Genomic DNA, 17738 nt, shown 5'->3' with positions numbered 1-17738 from the left:
GCTAAATTGCCTAACAAGTCTAGTCATTTTTAGGGGGAATGTCAATCAAAGTGGCTGGTTTAAAAGCGGGGATGGTCGTCTAAGCGAGACGCGTCGTCACGGAATGGCTGGGTGGTTACGCTGGGTGCCCTTTGTCAGCGTATTTTTGGCCCGGACCACTGGCGTAGATGGCGCGCCAGGATGGCCGTCGTTGGGGCGTCCCAATGATAAATATCTTTGTCCGACAAGACAGTTTACTTTCATCTAAAAAACCTCTAAAATGGGTACCATGGATATGCGATAAGAGTAGGCCAATTTCAGAGAGAAACCGCCCGTGCTGAAACGGTTTCGGTGCCCAAATGGGTCGCATACAAACACTTAATCGATAATTCATTATCGCGGGGTCCCGTTAACGACAAAAGTGGTGGTCAAGATGGCCACAATTTAGGTGGTACCGCGCAGTTAGCGTCCTATTGGAGTCCTGCTCCAATGGGGCGCTTTTTCAGAAAGGAAGAACATTGATGACTAAAAAGCACGTTATATTAACAGGTGACCGACCAACTGGTAAATTACACATCGGACATTACGTGGGGTCCCTGAAGAACCGGGTCGCTCTGCAAAACACGGGGGATTACGACACCTACATCATGATTGCCGACATGCAGGCACTGACCGATAACGCCCGCGATCCCGAAAAGATTCGCCACAGCCTGTTACAAGTGGCCTTGGACTACTTGGCCGTGGGTATCGATCCCGCCAAGTCGACGATTCTGGTCCAGTCCCAGATTCCAGCCCTAAACGAATTGACCATGGCCTACCTGAACCTGGTCAGCGTTTCCCGGCTGAACCGGAATCCCACCGTCAAGACGGAAATTAAACAAAAAGCCTTCGGTGAAAGTGTCCCAGCCGGATTCTTCATTTATCCGGTTAGTCAGGCGGCCGACATTACCGCCTTTAAGGCGGATACGGTGCCTGTAGGGGAAGATCAAGAACCCATGCTGGAACAAACGCGTGAGATCGTGCGGAGCTTCAACAGCATTTACCAACAGGAGATTCTGGTGGAACCAGAGGGCTACTTCCCACCTAAGGGTCAGGGCCGGATTCCGGGGCTCGACGGCAACGCCAAGATGAGTAAGTCCTTAGACAACGCCATCTACCTGGGCGACAGCGCCGATGCTATCCAGAAGAAGATCATGTCGATGTACACCGATCCCGAACACATTCACATCGAAGATCCCGGTCACATTGAAGGCAACACGGTCTTCACCTACCTGGATATTTTCGCGGACGATACGGCAAAAGTTGCCGAATTGAAGGCACAATACCAGCACGGTGGGCTCGGTGATGTTAAAATTAAGCGGTACTTAAACGACGTGCTGCAGGCGAAATTACAACCGATTCGTGAACGCCGCGAGCAGTACGCTGCCAACGAGGATGCCGTGTACGACATCTTAAAGCAAGGTAGTGAGAAAGCCAATCAAGTGGCCGCTCAGACGTTACGTGAAGTCCGGCACGCCATTGGGATTGACTACTTCGGTTAGACTGAAACGGGGGAGAATCTATGCAAAACTTAGCCATTGTTGATCTCGGATCGAATTCGGTTCGAATGGCCGTTAATGAACTCCATGACGACGGCACTTACCGCGAAGTTAATCGCGTTAAGGCCGATAGCCGTCTGTCGGAGGGCATGGGTCCCGAGAAGATTCTCCAACCGAAGGCCATGGATCGGACGATTAGCGCGCTCGAATCCTTCCGGCCCTACTACGAGCAGCTTCCCAATCTTGTCGTCAGGGGAATTGCGACGGCAGCGGTCCGGCAAGCTCGTAACCGCGATGAATTCTTAAAACGCGTGGCCACGGCAACCGATATTAACCTAGAAGTGCTGTCTGGTGACCAAGAGGCCTACTACGACTATCTCGGGGCCGTCAACCGCTTGAAGGTGAAGGACTGTCTCCTGCTGGACACCGGCGGGGCAAGTTGCGAGCTGGTCCACGTCAAGGACGGCCGCGATGCCAATTTGATTAGCGTGCCGTTTGGCGCCGTGAATCTGTCCGAGCAATTTAGACTGGACGATCGCGTCCGGGCGGTGGATCTCTTCTCCGCGCAGGTCTTCTTACGCGAACGTCTTCGCGATATCTGGTGGCTAAATGACGCGAAGCACCTCCCACTGGTCCTACTGGGTGGGGCGAACCGGACCTTAGCGCGTATGAACCGGCAGCAACAGAAAATTCTCCACGTGGAAAATATTCACGGTTACCGGCTGACCACAGAACAGGTGATGAAGACCTTTGAGCGCCTGTTACGGGTCCCCTTGACCGAACGTAAACGAATTTCTGGCCTAGAATTAGACCGTGCCGATATTATTATCGGGGGCATGTTGCCCTTGGTAACCCTGTTACAAATGTTGGATGCCGACCGCGTCGTTTTTTCCGAAAGTGGCGTCCGTGAAGGGATTATTTCCGAATATCTCAGTCAACGTTAGGAGGCGTGTCCAATGGCGCAAACACCATTTTACCGATTACCCTATGAGACACGTCGTGATGTGGTGGCTCAGCAGGGGCATTTAACCGCACAACAATTGGCGCAAGTTGCGGCCAGACGACGGCTTGGCGATGCTGAATTGATTGAAAATTACCTGACGACTTACGGTCTGCCCGAGGGGGTGGCCGTCAATCTGCGGGTAAACGGTCAAGATATGGCGGTACCAATGGTCACGGAAGAACCGTCCGTGATCGCCGCCGCCAGTAACGGTGGCCGATTACTGCGTAGCGATACGGGGATTGTGACGACCGTGGATAATCGTGAGGTCATGGGGCAGATTGTGTTAAGCCATGTGGCCGATCGGACCGGCGTCAAGGCGTGGTTGAACGCCCACCGAGATGAACTGCTACGGGTCGCCAATGCCGTGCATCCGTCCTTATTGGGGCACGGTGGTGGCGTCCGTTCGTTACGGGTACGTCGAATTCCGCCGCACTGGATGTCGCTGGACTTATTTATCGATGTCGGTGAGGCCATGGGAGCCAATCTGGTCAATACCATCTGTGAGGCCGTCGCAGCCTACCTGAAGGACCATCTGACGGTAGACGTCTTGATGAGTATTTTAAGTAACGATGCGAGCCATAGCTTGGCGACCGCCGAAGTGGCCGTCCCCGTGGCGCAATTGGCCACTAAGACGCTTGATGGTGCCACCGTGGCTCAGCGGATCTGTGACGCCAGTGACTTTGCCCAGCACGATCCGTACCGCGCCGTCACCCACAACAAGGGAATTATGAATGGAGTGGATGCCGTGGTGCTGGCCATGGGCAATGATTGGCGGGCCGTGGAGAGCGGCGTTCACGCTTACGCGAGCCGGCATGGCCGCTATCGGGGCCTCAGTCACTGGTGGGTGACCGGCGAGATCCTGCACGGCGAATTAACCTTGCCGTTGGCATTGGGGTACGTGGGCGGCGCGACACGGGTCTTTCCGTTAGTCGTCGTTAACCAGCAGATCGCCCAGATTACCTCTGCCCGTACGTTAATGGGCGTGACCGTTGCCGTGGGCTTGGCCCAGAATCTGGCGGCCTTGCGCGCGCTCGTGACGGATGGCATTCAACGCGGCCACATGCATTTACAACTCAAATCGCTCGCCCTGTCCGTGGGGGCCACGCCCGGTGAAGTTCCGGCGGTGGTCGGGCGTCTCAGAGACGATCCGCAACCCACAACGGCGCAGGCGAAAGCAGCTCTGGCGGCTGTTCGGAGCGCAAATTTAAAGAAATAGGTGACAATTGACATGTTAAAAGCAAAAGATGTGCAACTTAACGAGGCGGTCCAGGGGCTCTTAAACCAGGTCAACGCCATTTATCCCGGCAAAGTCGAGGTTCAGTTCATTGGCGAACTGCAGGCCGGCTACGTGCGCCACGATCAGGCACAACAGATGCAGATGGGTAAGGATATTGCGATTCAGGTCGCCGACTTAACCGCGCCTAACTACACGGCTTCGCATGAACTTCTACATTTATTGATGATTCTGTCGGGCTTCCCACAGGTCTTCTTCTCACTGACGACGGGCCAACCGAAGTTAGACGAACAGCTCATGATTATGGGCACGGAACTCTATGATATCGTCAGTCACTTCGTCGTGGTCAGCGAGCAACAGAAACACGGTCTGATCACGCCGGAGATTAAGGCGCTCTACCTGGCCGGCGTCAAGGCTACCATCAAGCCAGAACCCGATCCCGTTGATGATGAGATGACGTTACGAACGCTGACGCTATTGGATGCGCTGGTGTTCTTTGGGGAAGATAACGCCAAGGTCATGGCTGATTTTGAGAAGGACTACCCGATTAGCTTGGCGGCGGCGAAGAAACTGTACGCCGTGATTACGGCCAAGCCCGTCGACTCGCCATTTACCTTACGTCGTAACGTGGTGAAATTATTCAAGGCCTTTGACGAACAATTGGAAGCGTGGAACTTACCAGGCCTGCACAACACCGAGTTCACCACGTTAACGAGTGTGTTATCGAAGCGCCAACTGGGGTTGAAGGTCAAACAAGTCTTTGAATTGTACCATTCCGATATGCATGAAAAGACGACCCAACGGCGGGCTTACGTTGGCTTTAACCGCACGGACGAACAGAACGCCTTCGTGTTGCCATCGCCAGCGCCCAAGGATGATACGCCGGACTACTTCACCAAGACCTATGATCTCACGGTGAAGGAATTGTTCGATCAACTCAAGATGCCTTACATCTTGCGCTAATCACGGATGACAGTGTTCAGGCTGACCGCCTTGCCGTTAATTGCGTAAAATGGTTGCCTGCGCCTGCCAGGGGTTCCGCCTGCTGTGGGGAACGCCTTCAGCCAAAGAGCGGGCTTCCGGCTCGCTTAGAAGCCTTGCACAGAACGCAAGTCTTCTAAGTCGTCCCACCCAGTAACCTGGCTAAGAACGCCAGCTAACTGGGCCGACACAGCTGGCTACACCCCTGGCGATCTCCGGCATGGCTGGTGATTATCAGATAAGCAACAGCGAACCAGTTCATGTAGAATTCAATATGAGCCAATTGCAATCGATTGTGTTGACAGCTATCACCGTAGCCGTGAGTGAAGCGAAATCTAGGCTCAGCCGGGGAGTTTACCAGCTGTATTTGCTGGTAAACTGGTGACTTTGAGACGATGATTTTTCGGCTCAAAGCAAGGTTCGAGACCGCCTTTTGGCTCGGACCGTCCTTCCCAGCGTTCCAGCCTAGATTTCGCGAACGGTAAGGCGGCTAGGACGACCAATGTTGTTGGATAGACTGATTAGTTCTTGATGTATTTGTGATGTTGGTACCAGAAGCTTTAAGAAAGGATGATGGGGATGGAAGCACGCTTGCAGGAAATCTTTGATCAGGCACAACACATCGTATTCTTAACCGGGGCGGGTGTCTCAACGCCGTCGGGTATTCCGGATTATCGGTCCAAAAATGGGCTGTATACCGGTCATCGGAATGCCGAATACTACCTGAGTCACAGTTGTTTGGTGCAGGAACCCGAAGTTTTCTATGACTATGTGAAGCAGAATCTGTATTATCCGGACGCCAAACCCAACGTCATTCATGAAAAGCAGGCGGCCTTGACGCGTGAGAATCGGGCTACGGTGATTACCCAAAACATCGATAATCTCTATAATGTGGCCGATACGCGGCACCTGGTCGAATTTCACGGCAACCTCTACAACGTTTACTGCCAGGTTTGCGGTGCCAAAGCCGACTGGCACGATTACCTCAAGTCGCCGTACCACGAGGCCGATGGTGGGTGGTTACGTCCCGACGTCGTCCTCTACGATGAGGGCCTGAACACCACGAACGTTCAACGCGCGGTCGCAGCGATGAATCAGGCCGATCTAGTCGTGATTGTGGGGACCTCCATGCGGGTTTATCCGTTTGCTGGGCTCCTCGACTACCGTAACCAACAGGCCAAGGTGGTCGTGGTCAATCAAGAAAAGCTAAACTTGGGCTTCGACTATGATATGGTTCAAGCGGACGCTACCGAGTTTTTCGACGCATTGCGAGTCTGAGGGTGAAACGATGAATCATCAAGAAGTCATTGCGCAATTAAGAAAAGTCGTGCGCCGGTTACGCTGGCTGAATGTCCTTCAGCTCATACCGGACACGCTGTTGGTCTACAGCATCATTCAACTGGCTTTTAGTGGTCAGCTGGTGACCCTCTTTAATGCGACCTTTAATCGACGTGAGGCCATCTTGGTGACGGTCATGTTTGCCCTGATTGACATCTGCGTAACGGGCATTCGCTACAACGATCGGGTTGCCGGTAAACGCCTGATCAGCCAGCTGACCGGGCAATTAACGGTTCCAGAAGTGAATTTAATCAAACGGTTTGAGAATTTGAAGTAGGAAGTGACGGCATGATTACGATTGGGCTGACAACCTGGAAAGAACATCCCGCTTTGATTGGTGGCGAGCAACGACCGGTGACGCTCAACGAGTACGCCGCGCGTCTGCCCCTAGTCGAGCTGGATACGCCCTTCTATGGGATTCCACGGCAGAGCACGGTGGCCAATTGGCAGGCGGCAGTACCGGATGGGTTTCAGTATATTTTGAAGGCCAATCAGGTGATGACCCAACACGATCAGCGCCAAGAACCGGCGACCATGGCGGAACGGACCACGGCCTTTGATCAATTTAAGGTCGCTGTGGCGCCACTGGTCGACCATCGGCAGTTGCGGACCGTGCTGTTTCAATTTCCGCCGTACTTCAATCGGACGACCGCCAATATTCAATACTTGCGTGACGTACGCGTTCAGATGGGCCAATTACCCGTGGCCGTGGAGTTTCGCAGTCCCAGTTGGTTCGAGGATGCGGGGATGACGACCGATGTTCTGGCCTATCTCAAGTCGTTGAAGCTGACCAACGTGACCACCGACGAGCCGCACAACCTCAACAACGGGATTCCGCTGATTGAGACGGTGACCACGCCGGAATTGGCGGTGGTCCGGTTGCACGGCCGCAATACCGAGGGCTGGTTTAATCAGGGCGCCAATTGGCGGAAGACCCGGACGCTGTATAAATACAGCGAAGACGAGCTCCAAACGATTGCGGCGTTAGTCCGGCGACTCGCCGCGCAAGCCAAGGATGTTTGTGTGATCTTCAATAATAATTCCGGTAAGGACGCGGCGCCTAATGCGTTACGGTTGCAAGTGATTTTGGGCTTGCACTGGGATAATCTGGCCCCGCAACAGTTAGACTTGTTCTAGTACGGGTCAACGTGCCGCCAGAATTTACCGAAATGATAGCTTAAAATCCCCGGGAACCGCTATGGCTCAACCGGGGTTTATGCTATACTGGATTAGAATTTAAACTGAAAATTAACCTAAAAATAATGGAACGATTTAGAGCGAGGGAAGGCTTTTATTTTATGGCAGACAAACCAACTTTTTACATTACGACGCCGATCTACTACCCATCTGGGCGGTTACATATCGGGAATTCTTACACCACGATTGCATGTGACGTGGTCGCCCGTTACAAACGCAGCAACGGCTATGACGTCTTTTTCTTAACCGGGACCGATGAACACGGCCTCAAGATTGAGGATAAGGCCAAGTCTCAGGGTCAATCGCCACAGGAATACGTGGACGGTATGGCCGATGGTATTAAGAAGCTCTGGAAGACGTTGGAGATTTCCAATGACAAGTTCATCCGGACGACCGACAAGGAACACGTGGCGGCCGTTCAGGAGGTTTTTGAACGCCTGTTGAAGCAGGGCGACATCTACTTGGGTGAATACGAAGGCTGGTACTCCGAAGACGATGAGGAATACTTCACCGAGACCCAGTTGGCCGAAGTCTACCATGATGATAATGGTAAGGTGATTGGCGGGAAGGCCCCATCCGGGCATGAAGTGTCCCTAGTTAAGGAACAGTCCTACTTCTTTAAGATGAGCAAGTACGCCGACTGGTTGTTGGACTTCTACCACAGCCATCCGCACTTCATCCAACCTGAATCACGGATGACCGAAATGATTAATAATTTCATCAAGCCGGGCTTGGAAGACCTCGCCGTTTCGCGAACTACCTTTACTTGGGGAGTTCCGGTCAAGAGCAACCCCAAGCACGTGGTTTACGTGTGGATTGATGCGCTGTTGAACTATATCACCGCACTCGGGTACACCAGCGACGATGAAACGCTGTTTAACAAATTCTGGCCGGCCAACGTCCAAATGGTTGGGAAAGAAATTGTACGGTTCCATTCCATCTACTGGCCAATCGTGTTGCATGCACTGGGCATTGAAGCTCCGGACGAATTGTTTGCGCATGGCTGGTTACTGATGAAGGATGGCAAGATGTCCAAGTCCAAGGGCAACGTGATCTATCCCGAAACCTTGGTAGATCGTTACGGCCTCGATGCCCTGCGGTACTACCTGATGCGCGCCATGCCTTATGGTAACGACGGGACGTTTACGCCCGAAGACTTCGTGGACCGCTTGAATTATGACCTAGCCAACGATCTGGGGAACTTGTTGAACCGGACCGTGGCCATGATTAATAAGTACGAAGACGGCAAGCTACCCGAATTTCAGGCCGGCGTGACGGCATTCGACGCGGATCTTGAAGCAACGTCTGAATCTGTAATTGCGAACTACCGTGAGCTGATGGACAAGATGCACTTTGCCGATGCCTTGGCTGAGATTTGGAAGTTAGTGGCTCGGACCAACAAGTACATCGATGAGACGGAACCGTGGCAATTGGCCAAGGACGACAGTAAGACGGTCGAATTAGCCGCCGTGATGGCACATTTGGCCGCAAGTCTCCGGGTCATCGCCACCTTAATCAGTCCGGTAATGACCCACGCGCCAAAGGAAATCTTTACGCAGTTAGGGCTAGATCCGGAAACGTTGGACATGGTGGACCTGAAGTTGGCTGATTTACCAGCCGGCAAGCAGGTCGTGGCCAAGGGGACGCCGATCTTCCCTCGAATTGATGTGAAGGAAGAAGTCGACTTCATCCAAGGTCAGATGACCAAGTCGGAGAAGACCAAGGGCCGGGCCGCCATGGCTGCCAAGGCCGAAGCCCAACAGGCGGCTGCACAAGAAGACGCCACGGAATTGACCTTAAATAAGCCGGAGATTCGGTTTGATAAATTTGAAAAGATTGAACTACGGGTGGCCGAAGTTAAAGCGGTCGATCACGTGGACGGGGCTGACAAGCTCCTGAAGTTCCAACTCGACGCTGGCGATCAGGGCAACCGGCAGATCCTCTCGGGGATTGCCCAATGGTATCCAGAACCACAAGTACTCGTGGGTAAAAAGGTCGTCATCGTGGCGAACTTGAAGCCACGGAAGATGCGCGGTCAGGTTAGCCAGGGGATGTTGCTGTCTGCGGAACACGACGGCAAGGTCCAATTGATCACGGTTCCGAGTGAACTGGTCAATGGTTCCTCAGTTGAATAAGCGTTAACGGAAACGTGGGCGGCGGGTCGATAAGACGCCAAGCCCACGTTTTCTTAACGCCTAATCAGGGGTCACTGCTTCCGCCTTACCGTTGCCAAATTTAGCGCACTTACGGCTACGTTGGCTGTGGACAATGGCCGACTATGAAATGAATTGACGGTCATTAAACGTTTGACTACGGGCTATCGACCAAGTCTAGGCCTATTGAGCTGTGGATAAAGCCGATGGCCAAGTGACTAAGTGCGTAAGTCAGTTGATAATTTACCGAATTGTGGGTGAAATTGTTTAGCAGGTCTGCGATAATGGCGGTAGACGGTGAAATTGTTGATAATTGATGGCTAATTTGGGGATAACCTGGAATTTAGCTGTTGATAACGTCAGGACTTGAAAAGTTGTTCACAGGTGGATAACTTTTGTGGCAATTATTTCAATGTCAGTGCAGAAATTGTGGATAATACTGGTGGTTTCAACAATTCATTATCGGTAAAGTAATGGTTATGATCATAAGTAGCCGGGAGTGAAGCGAAATTTGAGCTCAGCCGTGGGATGATTTAGACGGCGGCTGCCGACTTAATCATGGCGCCTTGGAAGCGCCGGGTTGTGGTGGTTCCAAGCGAGAACTGAGACCGCTTCTCAGGCCCAGTTCGGTCCTGCCCACCGTGTTCCAGCTCATATTTTGCGAACGGCAAGGCGGACAGCAACCACCAGATAGGATCGAGAGTTTACAGAAATAAAGGAGGTTCGTGATGAAAATTTTTGATTTACATACCCATTTAAACAGTGAAGAATTTATTAAAGAAGTCCCGCGCTACCTCAAACAGGCCGCGGACCTGGGCGTTGTCAAGATGGTCAACATCGGCTCCAACACGCAGTTGAACGCCGATGCCATCAAGCTGGCCCACCAGTATCCCCAACTTTACGCGGCGGTCGGCTGGCATCCCGAAGATTCCAAGAATTACGATGCGGCCGCCGAAAGGGTTCTGGAGGAACAACTGACCGATGACCGCGTTGTGGCGTTGGGCGAGATTGGGCTGGACTACCACTGGGACAGCTCGCCTCAGGATGTTCAACGCAAGGTGTTTGCCCGCCAAGTCGCGATTGCCAAGGAAGTCGGCAAGCCGGTGGCCATTCATAACCGGGACGCCTTCGAGGATACCTATCGGATTCTAAAGGAAGGTGGCATCGAAGAGATTGGCGGTGTCATGCACAGCTTTAACGGCGACCCCGAATGGCTCAAGAAGTTTTTGGACCTCGGGATGCACATTTCCTATTCCGGGGTCGCCAGCTTCAAGAACGCCCATGAGGTCCACGATTCCGTTCGGGCCACGCCATTAGAAGTCATGATGGTCGAGACCGATGCGCCGTACCTGTCGCCGGAACCGCACCGTGGCGAACAGAACGAACCGGGCTTTACCCGGTACACGGTCGAGGCGATTGCTAAGGAACGGGACACCACGCCGGAAGAGATTGCGGCGGCGACTTACCACAACGCAGAGGAGTTTTATCACATCCATGAAGAAGATTAAAGAAGTCCTCGTGGTGGAGGGCAAAGATGATACCAAATCCATTAATCGCGCTGTCAACGCCGACACCATTGAAACGCGGGGTTCCGCGATTGATGAGGACACTTTGGCGTTGATTGAAAAACTAGCCGATCAACGCGGGGTGATTATTTTCACCGATCCGGACTTTTCCGGCGAGAAGATTCGTAAGATTGTGGCCGAGGCCGTGCCGAACGCCAAGCATGCCTTTCTTCCAAAGGCGGAGGGCCGGCCGGATAAGGCGGGTGGCTCGCTAGGCGTAGAACACGCCAGTCCCGAGGCCATTCGTGTCGCGCTTAGCCACGTGTATACGGAGACCACGGCGGCACCGACCTTGATTACCCACGAAGACCTTATGGCGGCGGGGCTGATCGGTGGTGCAGGGGCCAAAGCCCGGCGTGAACAGCTCGGTGAGCTTCTCCAGATTGGTTACGTGAACGGTAAGCAACTGGAGAAGCGTTTGCGGATGTTTAGCATTCAGCCGACGGACTTCGCGGCGGCCGTCAAACAGATTCGTCAAAAGGAGGATTTCCATGAATAATAGCGTACCCGAAATTGGATCACCAGCACGAACCAAGGCCATTCTAACCCGCTACAAGTTAGTGGCGAAGAAGAGCCTGGGCCAGAACTTTTTGTCAGACCTCAATATCCTCAGGAACATTGTTGCTGCGGCCGACGTCACGGCTAACGACAACGTCATTGAGATTGGCCCCGGGATTGGCGCGTTAACCGAACAGATTGCCAAGCGCGCACACAAGGTCGTGGCCTTTGAAATCGACGAAAACCTGTTGCCGGTCCTGGACGAGACCCTGATGGACTATGACAACGTTAAAGTGATCAATCAGGATATCTTGAAGGCCAATCTGCCAGCCGTGATTAAGGATGAGTTCGAGGCAGGAAAGCCGCTTAAAATGGTGGCTAATTTGCCGTACTACATTACGACACCGATTCTCATGGGCGTCCTGCAGAGTGGGGTGAACTTTGATCAGATCGTGGTGATGATGCAAAATGAAGTGGCCGATCGACTAGTGGCTGAGCCAGGCTCCAAAGCTTACGGGTCGCTATCCGTGGTGATGCAGTACCGGGCCCACGTGGAGGTGGCCTTTGAGGTGCCCCGCACGGCCTTTATTCCTCAACCGAACGTGGACTCCGCGATTATTCGGTTAACGCCGCGAGAACCACTACCCGTTAAACCGTACGAAGACCAGGCGCTCTTCAAGTTCGTTAAGGGTTGCTTTGCTCACCGCCGGAAGACGTTGTGGAACAATCTTCAAGGGATGTTTGGGAAGCAGCCGGAGGTTCGTGAACGGATTGAAACGGTCTTAGATGACGTTGAAATCTCGCGACAACTACGCCCAGAACGCTTAACCTTAATAAATTTTATCGAATTAACCAACGCTTTTCACAATGAAGGGCTTATGTAACCCTTTTCAATTGCGGATTCTTGCGGATTAAGGGCCGTTGTGGTATAATTTGCGTTTTTTGTGAAACCATGGTATCATGTTTCACAGAGGTGAAGTGCATGCCAACAAGTTTAGCGAACATTAAGAACAAACTGGACGATCGTATTGGCGAAAAGTTAATGGTGATCGCACAGGCCGGGCGTAAGAAGACGACAGAGCGGCATGGAATTCTTCGGGAAACCTATCCAGCTGTTTTCGTGGTGGATTTAGACCAGGACGAGAATTCGTTTGAACGGGTTTCATACAGCTATACCGACATTTTAACGAAAAACATCGAAGTTGACTTTGATGAATAAATAATTGGGCCAGTTAGGCCTTTTTATTTTGGCTAAAATGGGAGAAACATACCAGATCTTGGGCATGGTAGGGGTTCCTGAGCACCGCTAAAGTAAGATTTAGCAGGTGTTTGGAGAACCCTTTTTATTTTGGCCACAACCATAGTATAATAGGCTTAATCAGATTCACGAGAACGGTAGGCAGTGGCCTATCTGGAATTAAGGTGAGCTCATGCAACTGATCGAAAAGGCGCCTGCCAAGATAAACCTCGGGCTCGACACCCCTTACCATCACCAGGATGGCGCGGAGGAGTGGAACATGGTCATGACGTCCGTGGACTTGGCGGACTATGTCGAAATTCAAACATTAACCAAGCACAAGCGTATTCGGGTGGCGTCAGATAGCGGCTTTTTGCCAAATGATCAGCGCAATCTGGCCTATCAGGCGGCCCACTTGCTCCAAACCAAGTTCAACGTGGGTGAGGGCGTGAATATTCGGATTAAGAAGAATATCCCGGTGGCGGCCGGCCTCGGTGGCGGTTCTTCCGATGCAGCGGCGGTTCTTCGGGGGCTGAATCAATTGTGGCAGCTGGGATTGAGCTGGCAGGAGTTGGCCGAATTGGGCCTCCAGATTGATTCGGACGTGCCGTACTGCGTGTATGGGCGGACGGCCCACGTGCGCGGTCGCGGTGAGCGGATTACGCCGCTATCGAAACTACCAGCGGCCTGGGTGGTTCTGGCGAAGCCCAAGGTCAGCGTATCGACGCCCAGCATCCTTCAGCAGATTCGCTACGATGACCTGGACCACCCAGACATTGAGGCCTTGCTACGGGCCGTGCGCAATCAAAACATTGAGGAGATGTGTGCGGTGATGGGCAACGTGTTGGAGCCACTGACGGCGCACCGTTATCCGGAGATCACCCAGTTGAAGCAACAGTTGATGAAGTTCGGCGCCGATGCTGCTCAGATGAGCGGAACGGGCCCCACCGTCTTCGGCCTGTGTAGCAAGCAATCTCGTGCGCAACGCGTGTTCAACGGGATGAAGGGCTTTTGTCGTGAGGTGTATTTGGTGCGGCCACTTCCTTAAGGGATTGATGTGACAGTAGTCTATCTGATGATTAGATTTTCGGATTACTTGGGTTCAAGGCTAACTGTGCGGCATTCGATGACAATGTTTTCGGAAGTTTTGGTGAAACGATGAATGCTATTAGGATTAACCGAAATCATCCGCAGACGCGAATACGATGCACAATTCTCTGTAGGTTTAGCTAAATAATTCAGTCTTGGTAAGGTGATAAGCTCTCATGATCAAAATTAAGATTTGGTTGAAATCGATAATTGTTGTACTAGGCATTTTCGGTATAACGATTTTAATGCTCGCAACGTCACCTATAAATGCAATCAGAATGGATATGTTAACATATGGACAATTTCAGACAGCTATGAAAGTGACGCCTAAAGTATCCACATCGCCGACTGGTTCTCTTAGAGCTGGTGGAAAGCAATATGATATTAATCCATATCATTTTCAAGGTGATGTATTTGAGGTGAATAGTTTCAACGTATACAAAATTCTATTCTTTTATTATGCAAGTCCCGCTGTTGACCCTGTTTAAGCATAAATGTGATCCTACGAGTTTAGAATATCAGACCAGAAAAGTATTGAGTCACGAGAGAAGTTAAATCGGTGAGAGGTGAACACCTATTAATGCTGATGAAATTTTCCAAGCCATCCAAGCCGATCCCCAGAATCAAGACTTCACGCAACAGGGGATTCAGCCCCTATATCACGTGGAGCGGTCGGCAACGATTCTGTTGGTCAGTCAGGCACCCAGTCGGCGAGCTCAGGCATCGATGACCTTTTGGGACGACGCGAGTGGGAACCGGCTGCGAGATTGGATGAGCGTCACGAAGGACCAGTTCTACCATTCGGGGAAGGTGGCCGTGTTGCCACTGGACTTTTACTATCCCGGCAAGCACGAACACGGTGGCGATTTGCCGCCACGACCGGGATTTGCGGATAAATGGCACGAGCCGTTACTAAGTTTAATGCCACAGATTAAGTTGACCTTGTTGATCGGCCAATATGCGCAGAAGTATTATTTGCCGCAACGGGAAAAAACGTTAACAGCAACCGTGGCCCACTATCAAGACTACTTGCCGAATTACTTTCCGTTGGTCCATCCTTCACCGTTGAATTATGGCTGGATGAACCGGAATCCCTGGTTCGCGGCCGATGTCGTGCCGGAGCTTCAGACACGCATCCATCAATTAATTTAATTGTGAAAACGGTCAAAGAATAAATAGAAATTTAAAGCGCGTCAGGTCCTAGAAATGGTGATCTGACGCGCTTTTCAATACAAATAATTTTGTAAGACGTTTGGCTGGTATTGTGTGCTGAAAACCGGCATGATAACCGAGTGAGGTGAAGAGAATGAAAATTAAGAATGAACGGGTTAATCCCCAATTGGTTGCGGAAGTGCAACAGGCCCTGGGCGCTCCTTTGACGCAGGCAGCCTTGATTCAGTTGCTGTATGGTCAACCTAAAGTGATTCGGTGTGGTGGGGAAGAGCGAGCCGCTGAAGCTGGACTTCAAACGGCGGATCAGCGCCGCCCTTAGAACCATATGATGGCCAACAAAAATCCCCGGACTACCAACGACTCACAGATCGTTAGTGGCACGAGGATTCTCAAACTTATTTAGTTATTACAGGTTAATCGTGACGTTGTCGCCAGATAAAGCAACCTTCGTGACCTTACCATTTTCGTGAACCAAGATGGTGTTCGAACCAGTCAAGCCGGTAGCACTAACCTTGAGTTCATTACCATGGCGTTCAACGGTGACCTTGCCGGCGTCGTGACCCTTTTGGTCAACGACAGTCGTGCTGGTCGTACCTTCATGCATATCGAAGAGGTGAATGTCCAAGTCCTTGGTGAAATCGTAATCGGCGTGAACGGCCTTTGGATTCCGCAACAGAATGGTGTTATCGCGGGCCAAGACTGGCAAGCTTAATTCATCGTAGTTCAAGCTGAGCCACTTGCCATCTTTGATATCGTAGAACTCGTTATCGTCAATGATGCTGGTCCACTTGCCGGCTGGCAGGTAGAGGTTGACGTGACCTTCGTGGTTGAAGACTGGGGCAACCAGTAATTGACTCCCAAACATGTATTGGTTATCCAACGTGTGGGTAGACAGGTCGTCTTGGAATTCGAACCACATTGGCCGCATAACGGGGTTCCCGTAGGCCGTGTCGTGAGCAGCTTGCGTGTACAGGTAAGGCATCAGGGACAACTTCAAGTTGACGAACTTCCGTGTGTTATCAACGGCTTCATCGTCGAAGTTCCATGGAACCCGGTAAACATTGCTACCGTGGTAACGACTGTGGGAAGATAACAGCCCGAATTGCGTCCAACGCTTGTACAGGTCTGGCGTAGGGGTATCTGGACCATCTTCGAACCCACCAATATCGTGGCTCCAGAAGGCAAAACCAGAACTCAGGAAGGACAGCCCACCGTGTAAGGTATCGGACATGTTCTTGAAGTTAGATAAGGCATCGCCACCCCAGTGTAGTGGGTACTTCTGGGAACCAACCGTTGCGGAACGTGCAAAGACAACCGCTTCATCTTCACCCTTAACTTCTTGGATCGTCTCGAAGACGGCCTTGTTGTATTGCAGGGTGTAGTAGTTGTGTTCGCGTTTAGGATCGGAGCCATCGAAGAAGACGGCATCGTCAACTGGAATCCGTTCACCAAAGTCGGTCTTGAAGCAGTCAACGCCCATGTCGAGTAAGGCCTTTAACTTGCTCTTGTACCACTTGGTTGCTTCGGGGTTGGTGAAGTCAACGAAGGCGTTGCCGGCTTGCCAGAGGTCCCATTGCCAGATATTGCCATCTTCGCGTTTAACGAAGTAGCCCTTCTTCTTGCCTTCTTCAAACATCTTCCCTTTTTGGGCGATGTATGGGTTCAACCAGACACAAACCTTAATGCCCCGGTCGTGAATCTTCTTGATTAACCCTTCTGGATCAGGGAATTCATCGCGGTCCCACTCCATGTTGGACCATTCGAAGCCCTTTTGCCAGAAGCAGTCAAAGTGGAAGACATCCAATGGAATGTTGTGTTCCTTCATGCCATCGATGAACTTCAAGACGGTTTCTTCACTGTAGTCGGTAGTGAAGGACGTCGTCAACCAGAGACCGAATGACCATGCTGGTGGTAATTGCATCTGACCGGTTAATTCGGTGTAACGGTGTAAGATTTCTTGTGGTGTTGGCCCGTAGATCACGTAGTACTGTAAGGATTGGCCTTCGGTACTGAATTGAACCCGGTCAACATTTTCTGAAGTGATTTCAAAGTCAACGGGTTGTGGCTGGTCAACGAAGACCCCGTAGCCAGCATCCGTTAAGTAGAATGGAATGTTCTTGTAAGATTGTTCGGAAGCCGTCCCACCATCTTGGTTATCGATGCGGACTTCTTGGCCGTTCTTCACGAAGTTACCGAAGCGTTCACCTAAACCATAAACCTTGTCTTCCACACCAACGGAGAGTTGTTCACGCATGTAATCAATGTTCGTTGACTTGTCGTGGATGACCCCTTGGGCCTTGTCCAAGGATTGCGTTAACAAGTGGTCGTTGTGTAAGAAGTCAAGTTGAAAGGCCGTCTTGAATGGAATCCGAGCCGTCAATTCACCGGACTTGTAGGTTAACTCCTTATCGCCCGTGGTAATGTCGACGTCAGGGTTTTGGTCGTTAATCTCATAAGAAGGCCCCTTGGTATCTTGATCGAAGTGGGTCAGCTTAACACCAATCACGCCTTCAATCGGGGAGGTCAGCTTAATCGTACTCATCCCTAAGTTAAGTTCGTCGCCCCGTTCGTTGATGAACTTGAAGGGTGCGTACAACGTCAATTGCTTGTCTGTCTTCTTATAGTCGAAGACTTCACGTGGTGATTCAATTTGGTATTGTGGTCGGTCTAGCCAGTAGCCATTCGTAAACTTCATGGATAAACACCTCTTGAATTTTTTAGGAAATTGAATTTCTTAATCGACAAACCCAGTG

17 protein-coding genes are annotated in these 17738 nt (G+C 51.6%); 16 read left to right on the top strand and 1 reads right to left on the bottom strand.

Features of this window, described 5'->3' with window-relative positions; all coding sequences use genetic code 11:
• Window positions 1-500: 500 nt before the first annotated feature.
• The 16 genes from trpS (at window position 501) to HEQ50_RS03030 (ending at window position 15304) form a co-directional block, all read left to right on the top strand.
• Window positions 501-1520, top strand: a complete 1020-nt coding sequence (gene trpS / locus HEQ50_RS03105) for a tryptophan--tRNA ligase (RefSeq protein WP_168899071.1) — start codon at window positions 501-503, stop codon at window positions 1518-1520.
• Between the two features lie 20 nt (window positions 1521-1540).
• Window positions 1541-2461 carry a Ppx/GppA family phosphatase gene (locus HEQ50_RS03100; RefSeq protein ID WP_168899070.1) on the top strand — a complete coding sequence of 307 codons (921 nt, stop codon included), beginning with the start codon at window positions 1541-1543 and terminating at the stop codon, window positions 2459-2461.
• A 12-nt stretch (window positions 2462-2473) separates the two neighbouring features.
• Entirely contained in the window at window positions 2474-3736 is a 1263-nt protein-coding gene (locus HEQ50_RS03095; protein WP_168899069.1) for a hydroxymethylglutaryl-CoA reductase, degradative, read from the top strand.
• Window positions 3737-3748: 12 nt separating this feature from the next.
• Window positions 3749-4717, top strand: coding sequence for an IpaB/EvcA family protein (locus HEQ50_RS03090; protein ID WP_168899068.1), 969 nt, complete (start codon window positions 3749-3751; stop codon window positions 4715-4717).
• A gap of 597 nt (window positions 4718-5314) precedes the next feature.
• Entirely contained in the window at window positions 5315-6013 is a 699-nt protein-coding gene (locus HEQ50_RS03085; protein WP_168899067.1) for an NAD-dependent protein deacylase, read from the top strand.
• A 10-nt stretch (window positions 6014-6023) separates the two neighbouring features.
• Entirely contained in the window at window positions 6024-6350 is a 327-nt protein-coding gene (locus HEQ50_RS03080; RefSeq protein WP_168899066.1) for a hypothetical protein, read from the top strand.
• A gap of 11 nt (window positions 6351-6361) precedes the next feature.
• Window positions 6362-7210, top strand: a complete 849-nt coding sequence (locus HEQ50_RS03075; protein WP_168899065.1) for a DUF72 domain-containing protein — start codon at window positions 6362-6364, stop codon at window positions 7208-7210.
• Between the two features lie 161 nt (window positions 7211-7371).
• Window positions 7372-9405: a methionine--tRNA ligase gene (metG, locus tag HEQ50_RS03070; RefSeq protein WP_168899064.1), complete on the top strand. Its 2034-nt coding sequence runs from the start codon at window positions 7372-7374 to the stop codon at window positions 9403-9405.
• A gap of 746 nt (window positions 9406-10151) precedes the next feature.
• Window positions 10152-10931, top strand: a complete 780-nt coding sequence (locus tag HEQ50_RS03065; protein ID WP_168899063.1) for a TatD family hydrolase — start codon at window positions 10152-10154, stop codon at window positions 10929-10931.
• Complete coding sequence (rnmV, locus tag HEQ50_RS03060) at window positions 10918-11487, top strand: ribonuclease M5 (RefSeq protein ID WP_168899062.1); 570 nt, start codon at window positions 10918-10920, stop codon at window positions 11485-11487. Before HEQ50_RS03065 ends, rnmV begins: the two co-directional genes overlap by 14 nt.
• On the top strand, window positions 11480-12370 hold the full coding sequence (gene rsmA / locus HEQ50_RS03055; protein ID WP_168899061.1) for a 16S rRNA (adenine(1518)-N(6)/adenine(1519)-N(6))-dimethyltransferase RsmA: 891 nt from the start codon (window positions 11480-11482) through the stop codon (window positions 12368-12370). The genes rnmV and rsmA overlap by 8 nt, the downstream gene beginning before the upstream one ends.
• Window positions 12371-12468: 98 nt before the next feature.
• Window positions 12469-12705: a Veg family protein gene (locus HEQ50_RS03050; RefSeq protein ID WP_011667243.1), complete on the top strand. Its 237-nt coding sequence runs from the start codon at window positions 12469-12471 to the stop codon at window positions 12703-12705.
• A gap of 211 nt (window positions 12706-12916) precedes the next feature.
• A complete protein-coding gene (gene ispE, locus HEQ50_RS03045) occupies window positions 12917-13771 on the top strand; it encodes a 4-(cytidine 5'-diphospho)-2-C-methyl-D-erythritol kinase (protein WP_168899060.1) in 855 nt (284 codons plus the stop codon).
• Window positions 13772-13988: 217 nt separating this feature from the next.
• Window positions 13989-14300: a hypothetical protein gene (locus HEQ50_RS03040; protein WP_168899059.1), complete on the top strand. Its 312-nt coding sequence runs from the start codon at window positions 13989-13991 to the stop codon at window positions 14298-14300.
• An 88-nt stretch (window positions 14301-14388) separates the two neighbouring features.
• Entirely contained in the window at window positions 14389-14964 is a 576-nt protein-coding gene (locus tag HEQ50_RS03035; RefSeq protein WP_168899085.1) for a uracil-DNA glycosylase family protein, read from the top strand.
• 154 nt (window positions 14965-15118) lie between these two features.
• On the top strand, window positions 15119-15304 hold the full coding sequence (locus HEQ50_RS03030; protein WP_168899058.1) for a hypothetical protein: 186 nt from the start codon (window positions 15119-15121) through the stop codon (window positions 15302-15304).
• A gap of 87 nt (window positions 15305-15391) precedes the next feature.
• Here HEQ50_RS03030 and yicI read toward each other — a convergent pair whose 3' ends face one another.
• A complete protein-coding gene (gene yicI, locus HEQ50_RS03025) occupies window positions 15392-17680 on the bottom strand; it encodes an alpha-xylosidase (protein ID WP_168899057.1) in 2289 nt (762 codons plus the stop codon).
• Window positions 17681-17738: the final 58 nt, after the last annotated feature.

The organism is Lactobacillus sp. HBUAS51381 (assembly GCF_012641095.1).
GTDB lineage: Bacteria > Bacillota > Bacilli > Lactobacillales > Lactobacillaceae > Levilactobacillus.
The sequence above is the reverse complement of the archived record's forward strand: the minus strand, read 5'-3'. Positions and strand labels throughout refer to the sequence as shown.

Excerpts from the sequence above, each read along its gene's own strand:
- trpS (WP_168899071.1), top strand. The coding sequence starts at position 501 with ATGACTAAAAAGCACGTTATATTAACAGGTGACCGACCAACTGGTAAA.
- HEQ50_RS03100 (WP_168899070.1), top strand. The coding sequence starts at position 1,541 with ATGCAAAACTTAGCCATTGTTGATCTCGGATCGAATTCGGTTCGAATG.
- HEQ50_RS03095 (WP_168899069.1), top strand. The coding sequence starts at position 2,474 with ATGGCGCAAACACCATTTTACCGATTACCCTATGAGACACGTCGTGAT.
- HEQ50_RS03090 (WP_168899068.1), top strand. The coding sequence starts at position 3,749 with ATGTTAAAAGCAAAAGATGTGCAACTTAACGAGGCGGTCCAGGGGCTC.
- HEQ50_RS03085 (WP_168899067.1), top strand. The coding sequence starts at position 5,315 with ATGGAAGCACGCTTGCAGGAAATCTTTGATCAGGCACAACACATCGTA.
- HEQ50_RS03080 (WP_168899066.1), top strand. The coding sequence starts at position 6,024 with ATGAATCATCAAGAAGTCATTGCGCAATTAAGAAAAGTCGTGCGCCGG.
- HEQ50_RS03075 (WP_168899065.1), top strand. The coding sequence starts at position 6,362 with ATGATTACGATTGGGCTGACAACCTGGAAAGAACATCCCGCTTTGATT.
- metG (WP_168899064.1), top strand. The coding sequence starts at position 7,372 with ATGGCAGACAAACCAACTTTTTACATTACGACGCCGATCTACTACCCA.
- HEQ50_RS03065 (WP_168899063.1), top strand. The coding sequence starts at position 10,152 with ATGAAAATTTTTGATTTACATACCCATTTAAACAGTGAAGAATTTATT.
- rnmV (WP_168899062.1), top strand. The coding sequence starts at position 10,918 with ATGAAGAAGATTAAAGAAGTCCTCGTGGTGGAGGGCAAAGATGATACC.
- rsmA (WP_168899061.1), top strand. The coding sequence starts at position 11,480 with ATGAATAATAGCGTACCCGAAATTGGATCACCAGCACGAACCAAGGCC.
- HEQ50_RS03050 (WP_011667243.1), top strand. The coding sequence starts at position 12,469 with ATGCCAACAAGTTTAGCGAACATTAAGAACAAACTGGACGATCGTATT.
- ispE (WP_168899060.1), top strand. The coding sequence starts at position 12,917 with ATGCAACTGATCGAAAAGGCGCCTGCCAAGATAAACCTCGGGCTCGAC.
- HEQ50_RS03040 (WP_168899059.1), top strand. The coding sequence starts at position 13,989 with ATGATCAAAATTAAGATTTGGTTGAAATCGATAATTGTTGTACTAGGC.
- HEQ50_RS03030 (WP_168899058.1), top strand. The coding sequence starts at position 15,119 with ATGAAAATTAAGAATGAACGGGTTAATCCCCAATTGGTTGCGGAAGTG.
- yicI (WP_168899057.1), bottom strand. The coding sequence starts at position 17,680 with ATGAAGTTTACGAATGGCTACTGGCTAGACCGACCACAATACCAAATT.